Origin of the sequence: Trinickia mobilis, from assembly GCF_017315705.1 — a bacterium.
GTDB classification, from domain to species: Bacteria; Pseudomonadota; Gammaproteobacteria; order Burkholderiales; family Burkholderiaceae; genus Trinickia_A; species Trinickia_A mobilis.
This window is the reverse complement of sequence record NZ_JAFLRF010000010.1, coordinates 116363-132319: the sequence shown is the minus strand read 5'-3', so window position 1 is coordinate 132319 and position 15957 is coordinate 116363. Positions and strand designations below refer to the sequence as shown.

General features: G+C 62.2%; 17 protein-coding genes. All 17 read right to left on the bottom strand.

Features of this window, described 5'->3' with window-relative positions; genetic code table 11:
• Positions 1–49: 49 nt before the first annotated feature.
• Positions 50–1267 carry a ribonuclease III gene (gene rnc / locus J3489_RS16155; RefSeq protein WP_206999650.1) on the bottom strand — a complete coding sequence of 406 codons (1218 nt, stop codon included), beginning with the start codon at positions 1265–1267 and terminating at the stop codon, positions 50–52.
• A 153-nt stretch (positions 1268–1420) separates the two neighbouring features.
• Positions 1421–2314: a signal peptidase I gene (gene lepB, locus J3489_RS16150; RefSeq protein ID WP_206999648.1), complete on the bottom strand. Its 894-nt coding sequence runs from the start codon at positions 2312–2314 to the stop codon at positions 1421–1423.
• Positions 2315–2332: 18 nt separating this feature from the next.
• Positions 2333–4126 (bottom strand): translation elongation factor 4, encoded by a 1794-nt coding sequence (gene lepA / locus J3489_RS16145; protein ID WP_206999646.1) that lies wholly within the window; start codon positions 4124–4126, stop codon positions 2333–2335.
• A 133-nt stretch (positions 4127–4259) separates the two neighbouring features.
• On the bottom strand, positions 4260–4526 hold the full coding sequence (locus J3489_RS16140; RefSeq protein ID WP_206999644.1) for a glutaredoxin family protein: 267 nt from the start codon (positions 4524–4526) through the stop codon (positions 4260–4262).
• The gene (locus J3489_RS16135; RefSeq protein ID WP_206999643.1) at positions 4526–6061 is read right to left on the bottom strand and encodes a DegQ family serine endoprotease; all 1536 of its coding nucleotides are present in this window, start codon (positions 6059–6061) and stop codon (positions 4526–4528) included. The genes J3489_RS16140 and J3489_RS16135 overlap by 1 nt, the downstream gene beginning before the upstream one ends.
• Positions 6062–6080: 19 nt before the next feature.
• A complete protein-coding gene (locus tag J3489_RS16130; protein WP_206999641.1) occupies positions 6081–7124 on the bottom strand; it encodes a MucB/RseB C-terminal domain-containing protein in 1044 nt (347 codons plus the stop codon).
• Between the two features lie 4 nt (positions 7125–7128).
• Positions 7129–7749 carry a sigma-E factor negative regulatory protein gene (locus J3489_RS16125; protein WP_206999639.1) on the bottom strand — a complete coding sequence of 207 codons (621 nt, stop codon included), beginning with the start codon at positions 7747–7749 and terminating at the stop codon, positions 7129–7131.
• A 93-nt stretch (positions 7750–7842) separates the two neighbouring features.
• Positions 7843–8442, bottom strand: a complete 600-nt coding sequence (gene rpoE, locus J3489_RS16120; protein ID WP_136897381.1) for an RNA polymerase sigma factor RpoE — start codon at positions 8440–8442, stop codon at positions 7843–7845.
• 102 nt (positions 8443–8544) lie between these two features.
• Positions 8545–9003: a hypothetical protein gene (locus J3489_RS16115; RefSeq protein WP_206999637.1), complete on the bottom strand. Its 459-nt coding sequence runs from the start codon at positions 9001–9003 to the stop codon at positions 8545–8547.
• A gap of 4 nt (positions 9004–9007) precedes the next feature.
• Complete coding sequence (fabF, locus tag J3489_RS16110) at positions 9008–10246, bottom strand: beta-ketoacyl-ACP synthase II (RefSeq protein ID WP_206999635.1); 1239 nt, start codon at positions 10244–10246, stop codon at positions 9008–9010.
• Between the two features lie 169 nt (positions 10247–10415).
• Complete coding sequence (gene acpP, locus J3489_RS16105; RefSeq protein WP_206999633.1) at positions 10416–10655, bottom strand: acyl carrier protein; 240 nt, start codon at positions 10653–10655, stop codon at positions 10416–10418.
• A 149-nt stretch (positions 10656–10804) separates the two neighbouring features.
• The gene (fabG, locus tag J3489_RS16100; RefSeq protein WP_206999631.1) at positions 10805–11554 is read right to left on the bottom strand and encodes a 3-oxoacyl-ACP reductase FabG; all 750 of its coding nucleotides are present in this window, start codon (positions 11552–11554) and stop codon (positions 10805–10807) included.
• 83 nt (positions 11555–11637) lie between these two features.
• On the bottom strand, positions 11638–12570 hold the full coding sequence (gene fabD, locus J3489_RS16095; RefSeq protein ID WP_206999629.1) for an ACP S-malonyltransferase: 933 nt from the start codon (positions 12568–12570) through the stop codon (positions 11638–11640).
• Between the two features lie 78 nt (positions 12571–12648).
• Entirely contained in the window at positions 12649–13638 is a 990-nt protein-coding gene (locus J3489_RS16090) for a beta-ketoacyl-ACP synthase III (protein WP_206999627.1), read from the bottom strand.
• Positions 13638–14744 (bottom strand): phosphate acyltransferase PlsX, encoded by a 1107-nt coding sequence (gene plsX / locus J3489_RS16085; RefSeq protein WP_206999626.1) that lies wholly within the window; start codon positions 14742–14744, stop codon positions 13638–13640. The genes J3489_RS16090 and plsX overlap by 1 nt, the downstream gene beginning before the upstream one ends.
• A 136-nt stretch (positions 14745–14880) precedes the next feature.
• Positions 14881–15060 carry a 50S ribosomal protein L32 gene (rpmF, locus tag J3489_RS16080; RefSeq protein ID WP_206999623.1) on the bottom strand — a complete coding sequence of 60 codons (180 nt, stop codon included), beginning with the start codon at positions 15058–15060 and terminating at the stop codon, positions 14881–14883.
• A 109-nt stretch (positions 15061–15169) separates the two neighbouring features.
• Positions 15170–15808: a DUF177 domain-containing protein gene (locus J3489_RS16075; RefSeq protein WP_206999622.1), complete on the bottom strand. Its 639-nt coding sequence runs from the start codon at positions 15806–15808 to the stop codon at positions 15170–15172.
• Positions 15809–15957 lie beyond the last annotated feature (149 nt).

Here is a 15957-nt window from a genome sequence, read left to right as displayed (position 1 = left end):
TGGCCGGCCGATCCGGCAACGGGCGCGCCGGCAGCCGGCGCGGGTCGATTCATGAGTGGCCGGCGTCGGCAGCGCCGGGTTCGACGGCCGCCGCAGCATCGTCTACCAGAGTTTCGCGCGGCTGCGCTGCCTTCTCGGCGGCACCTGCGGCGGGTTCGGCCGCTTCAGGGCCTTTGTCGGTGCCGTTAGCTTGAGCCTTCGGGAGCGCGTCGACGGCGAGCGTATCTATTGGCTTCTCAACGCTTTTCTCGCCGGCCTTTTCAGCGGGCTTGGCGGCGACCTTTTCCAAGGCGGGTTTCTCCGCACGATCGGCCTTGTCGTTTCGATCGACCTTCTCTGCCTTCTCGGCCCGATCCTGAGTGTGCTCGACGTGCGACGCCCGGATCACCGCGACCGGACCGGGCACGGCGCGCTCGAGGGTCTGATCGGGATGAGCTGCCTTCGATTCCGCGCGGGCCGCCCGATCGCGCTTCGGCTCAGGCGAGCGCAAGTCGAGCGCAGTCTGCACGCCGGTCACGCCCGGCACGATTTCCGGCTCCGCATGCTTGGCGGTGCGCGCGCCTTTCGACCGCTTCGGCTTGGCGGTCAAGGCCGGCGCGACGGCCATCACCTCGTCGAGCGCCTTCTTCGCGGCGGCCTGCTCGGCTGCGCGCCGGCTCGCACCCGACCCCGACACCTTGATGTCGAGCTTCGGCACCGTGCATTCGACTTCGAACTGCTGATTGTGCGCCGCACCATGCGTCGCGACGACCGTGTAAGTCGGCAGCGCGATCTTGTGGCCTTGGAGGTATTCCTGGAGCAGCGTCTTGGAATCCTTGCCGAGCGTTCGCGGATCGATATGGTCGAGAATCGGGACATACAGGCGTTTGATCACCGTCTGCGCGGCCTCAAAGCCGCCGTCCAGAAAGATCGCGCCGAGGATTGCCTCGAGCGTATCGGCGAGAATCGACGGGCGCCGGAACCCGCCGCTGCGCAGCTCGCCCTCGCCAAGGCGCAAGCCTTCTGAAATATTCAGGGCCTGAGCAATTTCGTAGAGCGACTGCTGTTTGACCAGATTGGCCCGCACCCGGGACAAATCGCCCTCGTCCAGCTTGCCGAACCGCTGGAACAAAAGGGCGGCCACCGCGCAATTGAGAACGGAATCGCCGAGAAATTCGAGCCGTTCGTTGTGCGTGGCACTGTGACTGCGATGGGTCAAAGCCTGGCGCAACAATTCCGCATTGCGAAATTCGTAGCGCAACCGGCTTTCCAGCGGAGAGAGGGGCATGTGCAAAGTATAACGCGGGCGCCAGACCCGTCGAACTGGTGAGACCGGACACGAAAAAAGTGCGGCGAAACAGTGTTACCGCACTTTCTTAAAGTAGCGTCGCAATCGCGCCGTGCTGAAAATGCGCGGCACGTTTGACATCGAGATCGGCAATCAGTGGAATGAACCGATGCGCTTCAGGTTGCTGAAGTTCATCCAGATGAAGAACGCGCGGCCGACGAGATTCTGATCGGGCACGAAGCCCCAGTAGCGGCTGTCCGCACTGTTGTCTCGGTTGTCGCCCATCATGAAGTAGTTGCCCGGCGGCACTTTGCAGATCACGCCTTCGCTGTTGTATTCGCAATTGTCGCGATAAGGGTAATCGTCGGCGCCGACCACAAACGGCGGCACCGCGGGATTGTTCAGAATGGCGTTCTTGCGGCCGTTGATGTCCTCTTCGAACTGCTTCGCGTAGCCGATGCGCTCTTCATCGAAGTAATCGGGCAGCGGCGTTTCGGGCACTGGCTTGCCGTTGATCGTCAGCTTCTTGTCTTGATACGCGATCACGTCGCCGGGCAAACCGATCACGCGCTTGATGTAGTCGACCGACTCGTCCTTCGGATAGCGGAACACGACGACGTCGCCGCGCTCGAGCGGCCGGCCCTGCGTGATCTTCGTGTTGGTCATCGGCAGACGCAGGCCGTAGTCGAATTTATTGACGAGGATGAAGTCGCCGACGAGCAGCGTCGGCACCATGGAGCCCGACGGAATCTTGAACGGCTCGATGACGAACGAACGCACGGCGAACACCACCAGAATCACCGGAAAGAAGCTCGCCGTGTACTCGAGCCACCACGGCTGGCGCAGCTTGTCGTCGCGGATGCGAGCGCGCGTTTGCGGCGCATTTTCGTCGGCGAAGCGCTCACCGACACGCTGCTGCTGCCGCTCGAACTCGGCAACCGCGGCGTCCGCTGCGCGCCGCCGTTGCGGCTGAAAAACGAGTTTGTCTGCTACCCACGCGATGCCGGTCAAAATGACGAGCACAAAAAGAATCAGCGCAAAATTCATGTTGTTAGAGAGATCCTGTTATTTGTCTTCGACGCGCAAGATTGCGAGGAAAGCCTCCTGCGGGATCTCGACGGACCCGACTTGCTTCATTCGCTTCTTGCCTTCTTTTTGTTTTTCCAACAGCTTCTTTTTCCGCGTGATGTCGCCGCCGTAGCACTTCGCAAGCACGTTCTTGCGCAGCGCCTTGATGTTCTCGCGCGCGATGATGTGCGCGCCGATCGTCGCCTGAATCGCCACGTCGTACATCTGGCGCGGGATGATCTCGCGCATCTTCGACGCGACTTCGCGGCCGCGATACTGCGACTGCGAGCGGTGCACGATCACCGACAGCGCATCGACCTTGTCGCCGTTGATCAGCATGTCGACCTTGACGACGTCCGACGCACGATATTCCTTGAACTCGTAGTCCATCGACGCATAGCCGCGCGACACCGATTTCAATCGGTCGAAGAAGTCGAGCACAATTTCCGCCATCGGGATTTCGTACGTCAACTGCACCTGGCGGCCGTGGTACTGCATGTTGATCTGCGAGCCGCGCTTTTGCGTGCACAGCGTGATGACCGAGCCGACGTAATCCTGCGGCATGTACAGGTTCACGGTGACGATCGGCTCGCGGATTTCCTCGGTCTTCGACGGGTCGGGCATCTTCGCCGGATTTTCGACCATGATGATCGAGCCGTCGCGCTGCACGACTTCGTAGACCACCGTCGGCGCGGTGGTGATGAGGTCCATGTCGAACTCGCGTTCGAGCCGCTCCTGCACGATTTCCATATGCAAGAGACCCAGGAAGCCGCAACGGAAACCGAAGCCGAGGGCCTGCGACACTTCCGGCTCGTACTGCAGCGACGCATCGTTCAGCTTCAGCTTTTCGAGCGATTCGCGCAGCGCGTCGTACTGGTTCGCTTCGACCGGGTAAAGCCCCGCGAACACCTGCGGCTTCACTTCCTTGAAGCCCGGCAGCGGCGCCGGCGCCGGCTTGTTGGCGAGCGTGACCGTATCGCCGACCTTCGCCGCCGTCAACTCCTTGATGCCCGCGATGATGAAGCCCACCTGCCCTGCCGACAGCTCATCGAGATCCCTCGATTTGGGCGTGAACACCCCGACATGCTCGACCGGGTATTGCGCTTCGGTCGCCATCATCTTGATCTTGTCCTTCGGGCGCAGCGTGCCGTTGACGATGCGCACGAGCATCACGACGCCGACGTAGTTGTCGAACCACGAATCGATGATGAGCGCCTGCAGCGGGCCATCGGGATCGCCCTTCGGCGGCGGAACCTTCGCAATCAGCGCTTCGAGCACATCTTCGACGCCCTGCCCGGTCTTCGCGCTGCAGTGCGTGGCGTCGCCCGCATCGATGCCGATCACGTCTTCGATTTCGGCGATCGCGTTGGCCGGATTGGCCGCGGGCAAATCGATCTTGTTGAGGACCGGCACCACTTCGACGCCAAGCTCGATGGCCGTATAGCAGTTCGCGACGGTCTGCGCCTCGACGCCCTGGCTCGCATCGACGACGAGCAGCGCGCCTTCGCACGCCGACAGCGAGCGGCTGACTTCATATGAGAAATCGACGTGTCCCGGGGTGTCGATCAGGTTCAGGTTGTAGACCTTGCCATCGCGTGCGCGATACGACAGCGCTGCCGTCTGCGCCTTGATCGTGATGCCGCGCTCGCGTTCGAGATCCATCGAATCGAGCACCTGCGATTCCATTTCGCGGTCGGACAAGCCGCCGCAAATCTGGATGATGCGATCGGCGAGCGTCGACTTGCCATGGTCGATGTGCGCAATGATCGAAAAGTTACGAATATGATTCATTCAGTGCCGATCAAGCGAAAAAGGCGCGCTCGGACGACCGCGGAGCACGCCTTGTAAGTAAATGAAAAACTTATCTATTTTAGCCGAAAAGGCTTTCCGAGGGCGGATTTTACCGGCCTTGGCGCATAGCCGCTCAAATCCGCGCGGCCCGGATCGCGAGCGCCGCACGCACGCGCGCCGCGTCTAGCCGGTAGTGGCACAACTCGACGCCGTCGCACACCAGCACCGGAACCCGCTCGTTATAGAGCGCCTCGAGCACTGGATCGGAATCGACGTCGACTACGGTCACCTGCGCGCCGAACTCCGCCAGAAGCGGCTCGAGCTCGGCCCGCATGTCATCGCACAGATGGCACCACGCACGCCCGTACAACGTCAGCCGTGGCGCGCGCAATGCATCCATTATTTCTGCGCCGGAGCCCGAGGCCGGATCGGCACGAACTGCGTGTTATCGCCGCGCCGCACGAGCACGGCGACCATCTTTTGCGGATCCAGATGCGCGGTGACATCGTCGAATTGCTTCGCGCTCAAGATGTCGGTATCGCCGACGCGCAGGATGATGTCGCCCTTCTGCAGCCCGACGCGGGCCGCCGGCCCGTCCACGACGTCGACCTGCACGCCGCCGTTGCGCAGCTTCAGCGCCTTCTGCTGATCAGTCGGAATGTCGACCACAGCGATGCCGAGCACGTTGCTCGCGCGCTGCTTCGGTGACGGCGACTTGTTGCGCTGGTCCGCCTTCGCGACCTTGTCCGTCTGCATCTCGGTGACCGTGATCGGGAGATCCCGCACCTGGCCCTTGCGCCACACCGTGATTGTCGCCTTCGAACCGGGTTTCGTATCGCCGACCATGCGCGGCAAGTCGGTGGCCGTATCGACCGGCTGTCCGTTGAACTTGAGAATGATGTCGCCTGGCTGCACGCCGGCCTTGTCCGCCGGGCCGCCCGGCTCGACACTGGAGACAAGCGCGCCCTGCGACTTCGGCAGGCCGAGCGAATCGGCGACGTCCTTCGTCACTTCGCCAATCGCGACCGCAATCCGCCCGCGCGTAACCTTGCCGCTAGCCTTCAACTGGTCAGCAACGCGCATCGCTTCGTCGATCGGAATCGCGAACGAAATGCCCATGAAGCCGCCAGTACGGCTGTAGATCTGCGAGTTGATGCCGATCACTTCGCCCTGCATGTTGATCAGCGGACCGCCCGAGTTGCCGGGGTTCACGGCAACGTCCGTCTGAATGAACGGCAGGTAATCACCGGTATCGCGGCCCTTCGCGCTGACGATGCCCGCCGTCACCGTGTTGTCGAGCCCGAACGGCGAGCCGATCGCGACGACCCATTCGCCGACGCGCACTTTGTTCGAATCGCCGATCGTGACGGTCGGCAGGTTGTTGGCGGTGATCTTGACGACCGCGACGTCCGTCCGGTCGTCGACGCCGATCAGCCTCGCCTTGAATTCGCGCTTGTCGGTCAGCGTGACGTAGATGTTATCGGCATCGTCGATCACGTGGGCGTTCGTCATCACGTAGCCGTCGGCGGACAGGATGAATCCCGAACCCACGCCGCTGTTTTGCTCGGCATCGGAGTTGTCCGGCGAATCCGAACCGCCGCTGCCGCCGTTATTGCCGTTTCCACCGCCATTACCGCCATTACCGCCACCCCGGGGCGTACCCGGCTGCGGCAGCGGAATGCCGAAGAAACGGCGGAAGAACTCCGACATGTCGCCGTCGTCCATGCCCGGCGGAAGCGCACGCGAACTGTTGTTGTCGCTTGTCACGCGCGTCGTCGTGCGGATGTTGACGACGGCCGGCCCTACCTTGTCGACGAGATCGGTGAAATCGGGCAGATTGGCTGCCGGCATCGCCGACGCCGAATGGGGCAGGAGCGGCAGACAGACGGCCACGACCGCGGCCGCGAGGAGTTTGCGCACCGAGAGATTCGTCATAGGGAGGAAAACCGAAGAATTACTTGGGAGCCTTGTATTCTATGGCAGACGCAAACTGCTGCAAGGTTGTTTGCGGAACTTCGCCAAGCAGCGTGATCCAGAAGTCGCCGTACCGCTTGACGAGGACATGCGTGGCGCCGCTGTTGCCGGTCCCTTCTTTGCGTGAGTTCTTTTCGGCGGGCTCGATGAAGATGGAGATTGCCGAGAGGCCGTCGGAGAACACGGCCTGATCGACCGGAATCGGCGGATCGCCGGCGTCGCGCGCGGCCATCGGCCTGCGCAATTCGCGGATCTTTCGGAAGCCCGGCACGTTGGGCGTCATCTGCCAGCCTTGCGCTTCCATGTCGACCGGCTCCACCGGCGGCCGCACAACGGTCCAGCCCGCGGTGTTGCGGATGCCGGCGACAATCGACGCCTTCTCCGCAGGGCCGCCGATGCGCAGTTCCGTAAACGAAATCTGCTCGAGCACCTGCCCGGCCGAATCGAGTGTCTGCGCGCGCAGCAGCAGGCCGGTCTTGGCATCCGCCCAGAGCTTGTAGGCGAAGCGGTAGCTATCCTTGGGATCGAGCTCCATGACGGTGGCATCGATCCCCGCCACGCGGTCGGCGCCGAGCAGCTTCGGATCGTACACGGTCAGGACCTGCTCGGCGTTCGTGCCGAGCAACGCCGGAAACGAATCCTTGTTCTGGCGCTTTTCGACTACGCACAGACGCCGCTCCGGAATGAAGGTGTAAAGCTCATCGTTATGACGCAGCAGCTTGCGCGGCTTGCCGTCGAGGCTTTCGAGCTGCTCGAATTCGCCGTCGTTGCGTGTTGCGTAATGCGAGATGCGTGACGACTGCACGAACGTACCGCGCTGATAGACGAACGTACCTTCGTAATTCTCCTGCTGCGCGGCCTGATGGATTCGATCGAGCCACTCCGCGGCGCTCTTGCGAGCGGCCAGCGCATCGCTGGCTTGCGCGAATACCCGCGGCGTGATGGACAACAATGCGGCAGCACAGAACAGGAATACCGGCAGCCGCCCCCAAGCAATGGTCTTGTTCAACCGCAGGTTTCGCATCAGTCTATTGGCCTTGCGAAGTGACGGCAGCCGCGCGGATCAGCGGCATCGAGCCCGGTACGACCGGCTGCTGAGCAAACTGCTGATGCGCTTCGAGATATTGATCAAGGCTCGCGTCGCGGATGATATTCATCTCCTGCGCCGGACGCGTCGGCCCCGTCGGCGCGGACGCCATCGCGACTCGCTGCACGCTATCCGACCCGACCGACGCCGTTTGCACGCCGCCGGACGCACCGTCCACACGCTGCAATTGCGGCACGACGATCCAGGTCAGCGTTGCGGCCGCGGCGGCGACGGCAAACACCGGCACGACGCGGCGGCGCAGCGCCGACAGCGGTTTCGAAGCCGGCACCGCGGCAGGCGCGAGCACATGCGGCTCGGCTTCCAGGCGCGCGGCGAAGCCCGCGAGAAACGCGCTGCTGGTTGCCGAACTCACCGCCAAGTCATCGGAACGCAGCGCGTCGCCGATCAGGTGGTAGCTCGACCACGCGGCGCGATCCTCGCCGTTCAATTCGGCAAAGAGACTGCCAAAACCCTCGATTTCGCCCAGCGACTCACCGTCGACAAAAGCGGATAGACGCTCGCCTCGCGAGCACGCTTGCGATTGCATCGAGACCGACCCCATGATGCTCCCCATTCTTACGACACCCCGTAGTGACACCACCTAACCCAGTTCATTGCGCCTAGCCCCTGCCAGCCAACCGGTCACAGCCTCGTGCTACCAGCGTTTGCCTTCGGGTGTGTCCAGCAAGGGACGCAACTTCGCCGCAATGGCTTCGCGAGCACGAAAAATACGGGACCTGACCGTGCCGATCGGGCACCCCATCATTTCCGCGATTTCTTCGTAGCTCAGACCTTCAATTTCACGAAGAGTAATGGCGGTGCGCAGCTCTTCCGGTAAAACCGCCATCGCAGCATTGACCGTCTGTGCGATCTGCTTGCTCATCAACATCGACTCGGGCGTGTTGATATCCCTTAGTTGGTCGGCATCCGAGAAAGTTTCAGCTTCCTCGGCGTCCGCCTCAGTCGAAGTGGGCGCCCGCCGCCCTTGGGTTGCAAGGTAATTCTTGGCGGTATTGACCGCAATTCGGTACAACCACGTATAGAACGCCGACTCGCCGCGAAACTGCGGGAGTGCACGGTAAGCCTTGATGAAGGCGTCTTGGGCCACGTCCTCGACCTCGGCGGGGTCCCGCACGAGGCGCGAGATCAGCCGGATGATCTTGCGGTGGTATTTGGTGACCAGCAGTTCGAACGCCGCCTTGTCGCCCTTCTGAACGCGCTCGACCAAGACCTGATCAATTTCTTTTTCGCTCACCTGATAAATCCGTTCACTGAGAAGTGCCCCGCGGAGCGATATTGTAACGTCCCCGTGATCGCCCGACGTTACGCGCGTAACAGCCGTTACAGTCGTTACAGCTCAACGCGCGCCATGGCGGGCCTTCACGGCCAGTTCGCGGAACGAATCGGATGGCAGCGAATCGGCCGGAATCAACAGCGGGCGGATCGCCCCTTTTTCGTCTCGGCCGACAACGGCCAGCACGAGAAGGAGGCCCGTCCACTGCGAAAAGCCGACGATACGGCCGGCAAGCATCACCGCGCCAGCATGGCTCAAGGTCACGATCCCATCCGGCCCGATTTTAAGCACGGCAGGCTGCCGCCGCTCATGAGCGAGCATGCCCAGCGTCATCAGCGAGAGGGTGACCGCGGCGAGCCAGACGGCTTGCCCGATGCCGCAGTGAGGCGCGGCCACGTTATAGACAGCGCAGGAAGCGATCAATGCGAACACCGCCATTGCCGCACGCAGCGCGAGGGAACGCCGCAGCACCACAGGCTGCGGCGTTCCGCTTGAGGACTCAACTTGCAGATCGCTCGTCAAATACTCAGACGCGCTTGAACACCAGCGTGCCGTTCGTGCCGCCGAACCCGAACGAGTTCTTCAGCGCGACGTCGATCTTCATCTCCCGCGCCGTATTGGCGCAGTAGTCGAGATCGCACTCCGGATCTTGATTGAAGATGTTGATGGTCGGCGGCGAGACCTGGTGATGCACGGCCAGCACGGTGAACACCGATTCCAGCCCGCCCGCGCCGCCGAGCAGGTGCCCGGTCATTGATTTCGTCGAGTTCACGACCACCTTCGTCGCGTGATCGCCGAACGCGCGCTTGATGCCGGTCGTCTCAGCCAGATCGCCGAGCGGCGTCGACGTACCATGTGCGTTCAGGTAGTTCACCTGATCGCCGTTGATGCCGGCGTTCTTCAACGCGGCCAGCATGCATCGGCGGGCGCCGTCGCCGTCTTCCAGCGGCGCGGTCATGTGGTAGGCGTCGCCGCTCATCCCGTAGCCCGAGATTTCCGCATAGACCTTCGCGCCACGAGCCTTCGCATGCTCGTACTCCTCGAGCACCATCACGCCGGCGCCTTCGCCGAGCACGAAGCCATCGCGGTCCTTGTCCCACGGACGGCTCGCCGTCGCGGGATCGTCATTGCGCTGCGACAGCGCGCGCGCCGCCGCGAACCCGCCGATGCCGAGCGGCGAGACGGTCGATTCCGCGCCGCCCGCGATCATCACGTCGGCATCGCCGTATTCGATCAGGCGCGATGCTTCGCCGATGCAATGCAGGCCGGTCGTACACGCAGTAACGATCGCCAAGTTCGGGCCTTTGATGCCGAATTTGATCGACAGATGGCCCGAGATCATGTTGATGATCGATGCCGGCACGAAGAACGGCGAAATGCGACGCGGGCCGCGATTGAGCAACTCCGTCTGCGTGACTTCGATCATCGGCAGGCCCCCGATGCCGGAGCCGACGACCACGCCGACACGCTCCGCATTCTCTTCGGTGACTTCGAAGCCGCTGTCCTGCATCGCCTGGATGCCCGCGGCCACGCCATAATGGATGAATGTATCCATATGGCGCGCTTCCTTGGCCGGGATGTAGTCTTCGATGTTGAAGCCCTTGACCTCGCCGGCGAAGCGGGTCGAGAAGTTCGTTGCGTCGAACTTCGTGATGTTGGCAATGCCGGACTTGCCGGCCACCAAATTGGCCCAGCCGTCAGCAACATTATTGCCAACAGGCGAAATCAGCCCGAGGCCTGTAACAACAACACGACGGCGGCTCACGGTAACCCCTTTTCCATAGAATGACAAAAGCAAAAGCCACAGCGGCCACAGGAAATTGCCCTGTGAGCCCTGTGGCTGTTAGTTCGGCACCCGCGCGGCACCTGCGTCAGCATCCAACGTGTCAACGCGTCTAACGCAGCCAACGCGGCAACGAGCGCGTAAATCGTCCTTACGCCTTGACGTTGGCGCGAGCGTAGTCGATCGCTTGCTGGACGGTCGTGATCTTTTCGGCTTCTTCATCCGGAATTTCCATACCGAATTCGTCTTCCAGCGCCATCACGAGCTCGACGGTATCCAGCGAGTCTGCGCCGAGGTCGTCCACGAACGACGATTCGTACTTGATATCAGCTTCGGCAACGCCCAGTTGTTCTGCGACGATCTTCTTGACGCGCTGTTCGATATTGTCCATTACCCCTCCGAGGGAAAGAAGTTCAAAAATACGAGTGCGCGCATTTTATCAGGTTTGCCCAGGCAAAAAAGCGCGCACGAGGTTCGTGGTCAGGCAAGCGCCAAGCGTTCTCGCGAACGTACCAAGGCGCGGATAATAAACGAATTTCGTTACGACATGAACATGCCGCCGTTCACATGCAGCGTCGTGCCGGTGATGTACCCGGCCTGCGGCGAGGCAAGGAACGCGACGGCGTGCGCGATGTCGTCCGGGCTGCCCAGGCGGCCCAGCGGAATTTGCGCCTTCAGCGCGGTTTGCTGCTCTTCCGGCAGAACCTTCGTCATGTCGGTATCGATGAAGCCCGGCGCGACGCAATTCACGGTAATGCCGCGGCTGCCAATTTCGCGCGCGAGCGCACGCGTCATCCCTGCCACGCCGGCCTTCGCGGCCGCATAGTTGGCTTGGCCTGGATTGCCGGCCGAGCCCACTACCGACGTGATGTTGATAATCCGGCCGCCGCGCGCCTTCATCATCGGACGCAGCACCGCGCGCGACAGGCGGAAGACGGCCTTGAGGTTGGTGTCGATCACCGCGTCCCAATCGTCGTCCTTCATGCGCATCGTCAACTGATCCTGCGTGATGCCCGCGTTGTTGACGAGCACGTTCAGAGCGCCGAATTCTTTCACCGTCGAATCGATGAGCGCTTCCACCGCCGCTGCATCGTTGACGTTGAGCACTACGCCACGGCCCGTGAGCCCTTCGCTCGCGAAGGCTTCTCCGATGCCGTTCGCGCCGGCTTCGCTCGTCGCCGTGCCGATCACGGTCGCGCCTTGACGCGCCAGTTCCAGGGCGATCGCGCGGCCGATACCGCGCGACGCACCCGTCACGATCGCGATCTGCTTATCGAGAGTCTTTCCCATGTTTGTCCGAATTGCCTACTTTCGGGCGGATTGGATTCTGGCCGACCGATTGTTAATGTTGCTTGATGCAACTCAAGCGCAACTCAAGCGGTTACGAGCTTGAGCGTTTCGTCGAGCGATGCCGGATCGGTGATTGCGCCCCCAATCAAGTTGCCGTCGATCCGCTTCGTCAACCCCGCGAGCACCTTGCCCGGACCGCATTCGATCACGTGCGTCACGCCCCCTTTGGCGATGGCCTGCACGCATTCGACCCAGCGCACCGCGCCGGCAGCCTGGCGCACCAGCGCGTCCTTGATCGCCGCCGGCTCGGCAACCTGGGCGACGTCGACGTTATTGACGACCGGGATCTGCGGCACGCTGACTTCGACGCCTGCCAGGTATTCGCGCAGTTGATCGGACGCCGGCTTGAGCAGCGACGAATGGAACGGCGCGGAAACCGGCAGCGGCAGCGCGCGTTTGGCGCCCTTTGCCTTGGCGATTTCGCACGCTTTCTCGACCGCGGCCTTATCACCCGCGATCACGACTTGGGCCGGCGCGTTGAAATTGACCGCTTCGACGACGCCTTCGCTCGACGCTTCTGCACAAGCCGCACGAACGGCATCGTCGTCGAGACCGAGAATCGCCGCCATGCCGCCGACGCCGACCGGCACGGCCGTCTGCATCGCCTGTGCGCGAAAGCGCACGAGCGGCACCGCATCTCGAAACTGCAGCGCACCTGCCGCCACGAGCGCCGTATATTCGCCGAGGCTATGCCCCGCGACGATCGACGGCGCCGGACCGCCCGCCTGTTGCCACACGCGATAGCACGCGTAGGCGGCAGTGAGCATGACAGGCTGGGTATTCGTCGTGAGATTCAGATCGTCGGCCGGACCTTCGGCAATCAGTTTGCCGAGATCCTGATTAATTGCGTCGGACGCTTCCTGAACGGTCTCGCGCACGATGGCGTGATCGGCAAATGCGTCGAGCATGCCGACCGACTGCGAGCCTTGCCCAGGAAAAACGAACGCAAATTTCATATCGTCCCCAATTTGGTGAATTCGAATCCGGATGACCGCACGCTGCGGCACCACAGCCGGCGCCCACGCGTAGCCGCGTCAATAGCGAATGACGGACGCACCCCAGGTGAAGCCGCCGCCGACGCCTTCGATCAGCACGTTCTGCCCGCGCTTGATGCGCCCGTCGCGCACGGCGACGTCCAGCGCAAGCGGAATGGACGCCGCCGACGTATTGCCGTGCTCGCCCACCGTGACGACCATCCGCTCCTGCGGCAAACCGAGCTTGCGGCAGGTGCTAGTCATGATACGGATATTGGCCTGGTGCGGAATCAGCCAATCGACCTGTTCCGGAGCCAGGTCCGCCTTGTGCAGCGCTTCGATCGCCACTTTCTCGAGCACGTTGACGGCGAGCTTGAACACCGCCTGCCCGTCCATGTGGAGGAACGCGCTGCCTGCAATGACGCCGCCGTTCACGTGCCCGGGCGTGCAGAGGATGCCCGAGTAGCTGCCGTCGGCGTGCAGCGCACTCGCGAGCACGCCCGGCTCGTCGGACGCTTGCATCAGTACGGCGCCGGCGCCGTCGCCGAACAGCACGCAGGTCGTGCGGTCGGTGAAGTCGAGAATGCGCGAGAACGTCTCCGCGCCCACGACAAGCGCCGTGCGGTGCTGACCGCTGCGGATGAAGTTGTCGGCCGTCGAAAGCGCATAAGCGAAGCCGGAACACACGGCCTGCACGTCGAACGCGGCGCCGTTGTTCTTGATTCCGAGCTTGTTCTGCAGCAGGCACGCCGAACTCGGAAAGACGAAGTCGGGCGTGGACGTGGCGACGATGATGAGATCGATCGATTGCGGGTCGATGTCAGCCGCTTCGATCGCGCGTTGCGAGGCGATCAGCGCGAGATCGCTCGTCGTCACATTGGGTTCGGCAAAATGACGCGCATGGATGCCCGTGCGGGCGACGATCCATTCGTCACTCGTTTCGATGCCGTTGTCGGCGAGACGGTCCGCCAACTCCTGATTCGTGACTCGCCCAGGCGGCAGATAACTGCCCGTGCCGAGCACGCGGGAATAAATTTTCGATTGAGCCATTATGCCTTCGAGGATAGCGCAGCGTAGGGCTCGGCTGGCTGACCGGCGGGGGGGCTTGCGTAACCCGCACCGTTTGCGTCGCGCGCCGCCTGTTCGAGGGGGGACGCGTTCTCTTCCATCGCGCGCACGAGGCGCTCCAGCACGCCGTTTTTGACGGCATCATACCCGCGTTTGATTGCCCACTCAAATGCATAGGCATCCGCCGAACCGTGACTCTTGATCACGAGACCGCGCAGGCCGAGCAGCGCGGCGCCGTTATATTGTCGATGGTCGACGCGCTTCTTGAAGCGCATCAATACCGGCATCGCAAGCACCGCCATCACCTTGGTGAGGAGCGAGCGCCCGAATTCCTCGCGGATGATCTCCGCAAGCATTTGCGCGAGACCTTCCGACGTCTTCAGCGCGACATTGCCGACAAAGCCATCGCAGACTATCACGTCGACCGTGCCTTTATAGATGTCGTTGCCTTCGACGTTGCCGTGAAAGTTGAGCGTGCTCGAGCGCAGCAGTTCGCCTGCGCGCTTGATCGTCTCATTGCCTTTGATGACTTCTTCGCCGATGTTAAGGAGGCCGATGGTCGGCCGCTCCTTGCCTTCAAGCGCAGAGACAAGGGCGTGCCCCATCTCGGCGAATTGCAGCAGATGCTGCGGCTCGCAATCGACGTTGGCGCCCAGATCGAGCATCGTCGTGTAGCCGGTCGGATTCGGCAGAGCAAAAGCGATCGCCGGGCGCTCGATGCCCGGCAGCGTTTTCAGCACATATCGGGAAACGGCCATCAGCGCGCCGGTGTTGCCGGCAGAGATACAGGCCTGCGCTTCTTCTTCCTTGACGCCGTTGAGCGCGACGCGCATCGACGAGTCTTTTTTCTTTCGAAGCGCGACTTCGACAGGGTCGTCCATCGCGACCACTTCCGAGGCGGAGACAACGATCAGCGCAGGATTATCCGGCGCCTTGCATTTCTTGAGTTGGGCACGAATCGCAGTTTCGATGCCGACGAGCCTCAACTGTGCATCGGGATGCGAACGAACGAAATTGACGGCAGCGGGCACGGTCACGGACGGGCCGTGGTCGCCTCCCATGCAATCAATCGTGAGCTTTATAGTCATGGAGTGCGACGAACTTCAGGCACAAAAAAGCGGCAGTTGAATGCCGCCTTTTTGCCGAGCCGGGAAAATGTCAAGCGAACCGATCGCCGCGCGCGAAACCACTGATGAATACAGTATGCGCCGCGCGCAGAAACGATTAGTCGTTCTTCGTCTTGACGACTTTCTTGCCGCGATAGTAGCCGTTCGGGCTGATGTGATGACGCAGATGCGCTTCACCGGTGCTCGGCTCGACGGCCAAAGGCGCGGCGCTCAGGAAATCGTGCGAGCGATGCATGCCGCGTTTCGACGGCGACTTCTTGTTTTGTTGGACTGCCATGGTAACTCCTAAAAATTTTCCGAATTCTAACACAGCCCGATTTGGGCATAGCCACTGGCCGAATGGCCAGGACGCCCAATCGCGCTACTCCTGCAACTGTTCAACGCCTTCAGTGCTTCCGGCCGCCGGGGCCACCGTGCTTTAGCGCTTCGAGCGCCGCAAACGGGTTTGGCTTACCGGATTCGCCGTCCGCCTCACCCTGATCCTCACCGCCTTCGTCGTCTTCGGCGCCGCCTACGCCCGAGACGAGACTCTCGTGCACCTGCGGACACACGTCATGCTTCGGCACGAGCGGAAGAGCAAGCAGCAGCTCCTCTTCGATCAAGTCGACGAGATCGAACTGGCGGGAGCCTACGATCACTTCGACTTCATCGTCGTCGAGCGGGAATTCATCCGCTTCTTCTTCGGTGGCCACCAACCGGTACGTGGCATCGATATCGAACGCCTGCTCATACGGCGCGAGACAGCGCTGACATTCTAGCCATGCGGACCCGTGCACGGCGATCCGCAGGTAAGGCTGCTGCCCTTCGGTGCCGTCGTCCTGCAATTCCGGCTGCGTCGAACCTTCGGCTTGCCAGGTGAACGCGGTGTCGCGATCTGGCACTTCCTCAGGGACTTCGTTTAACATGCGCGGCAGTTGCGACACGCGCACAGCACCCGCAGCCTGCCGCCCGCTTCGCGCAAATTCGAAGACATCGAAATCACGCGGGTTGACGGCGCCAGCAGGTTTGCCAGGATGTTCAGTCATGTGCGCTCCTGCTTCGGCGAGGATTTCTTGGCCGGCCAATTCAGCCTGGCGCCAAGTCGTCCGGTTAGTCCGATTTATTGGCCCGGTTAATCGGCATGCAGACTGCAGACGGGCGTTCAGGGCGAACCGAGAAGGAACCTTCTGCTCAC

Excerpts from the sequence above, each read along its gene's own strand:
- lepA (WP_206999646.1), bottom strand. The coding sequence starts at position 4,126 with ATGAATCATATTCGTAACTTTTCGATCATTGCGCACATCGACCATGGC.
- J3489_RS16135 (WP_206999643.1), bottom strand. The coding sequence starts at position 6,061 with ATGACGAATCTCTCGGTGCGCAAACTCCTCGCGGCCGCGGTCGTGGCC.
- plsX (WP_206999626.1), bottom strand. The coding sequence starts at position 14,744 with ATGACTATAAAGCTCACGATTGATTGCATGGGAGGCGACCACGGCCCG.
- acpP (WP_206999633.1), bottom strand. The coding sequence starts at position 10,655 with ATGGACAATATCGAACAGCGCGTCAAGAAGATCGTCGCAGAACAACTG.
- fabG (WP_206999631.1), bottom strand. The coding sequence starts at position 11,554 with ATGGGAAAGACTCTCGATAAGCAGATCGCGATCGTGACGGGTGCGTCG.
- rnc (WP_206999650.1), bottom strand. The coding sequence starts at position 1,267 with ATGCCCCTCTCTCCGCTGGAAAGCCGGTTGCGCTACGAATTTCGCAAT.
- J3489_RS16140 (WP_206999644.1), bottom strand. The coding sequence starts at position 4,526 with ATGGATGCATTGCGCGCGCCACGGCTGACGTTGTACGGGCGTGCGTGG.
- J3489_RS16125 (WP_206999639.1), bottom strand. The coding sequence starts at position 7,749 with ATGGGGTCGGTCTCGATGCAATCGCAAGCGTGCTCGCGAGGCGAGCGT.
- lepB (WP_206999648.1), bottom strand. The coding sequence starts at position 2,314 with ATGAATTTTGCGCTGATTCTTTTTGTGCTCGTCATTTTGACCGGCATC.
- J3489_RS16130 (WP_206999641.1), bottom strand. The coding sequence starts at position 7,124 with ATGCGAAACCTGCGGTTGAACAAGACCATTGCTTGGGGGCGGCTGCCG.
- fabD (WP_206999629.1), bottom strand. The coding sequence starts at position 12,570 with ATGAAATTTGCGTTCGTTTTTCCTGGGCAAGGCTCGCAGTCGGTCGGC.
- rpmF (WP_206999623.1), bottom strand. The coding sequence starts at position 15,060 with ATGGCAGTCCAACAAAACAAGAAGTCGCCGTCGAAACGCGGCATGCAT.
- J3489_RS16075 (WP_206999622.1), bottom strand. The coding sequence starts at position 15,808 with ATGACTGAACATCCTGGCAAACCTGCTGGCGCCGTCAACCCGCGTGAT.
- J3489_RS16090 (WP_206999627.1), bottom strand. The coding sequence starts at position 13,638 with ATGGCTCAATCGAAAATTTATTCCCGCGTGCTCGGCACGGGCAGTTAT.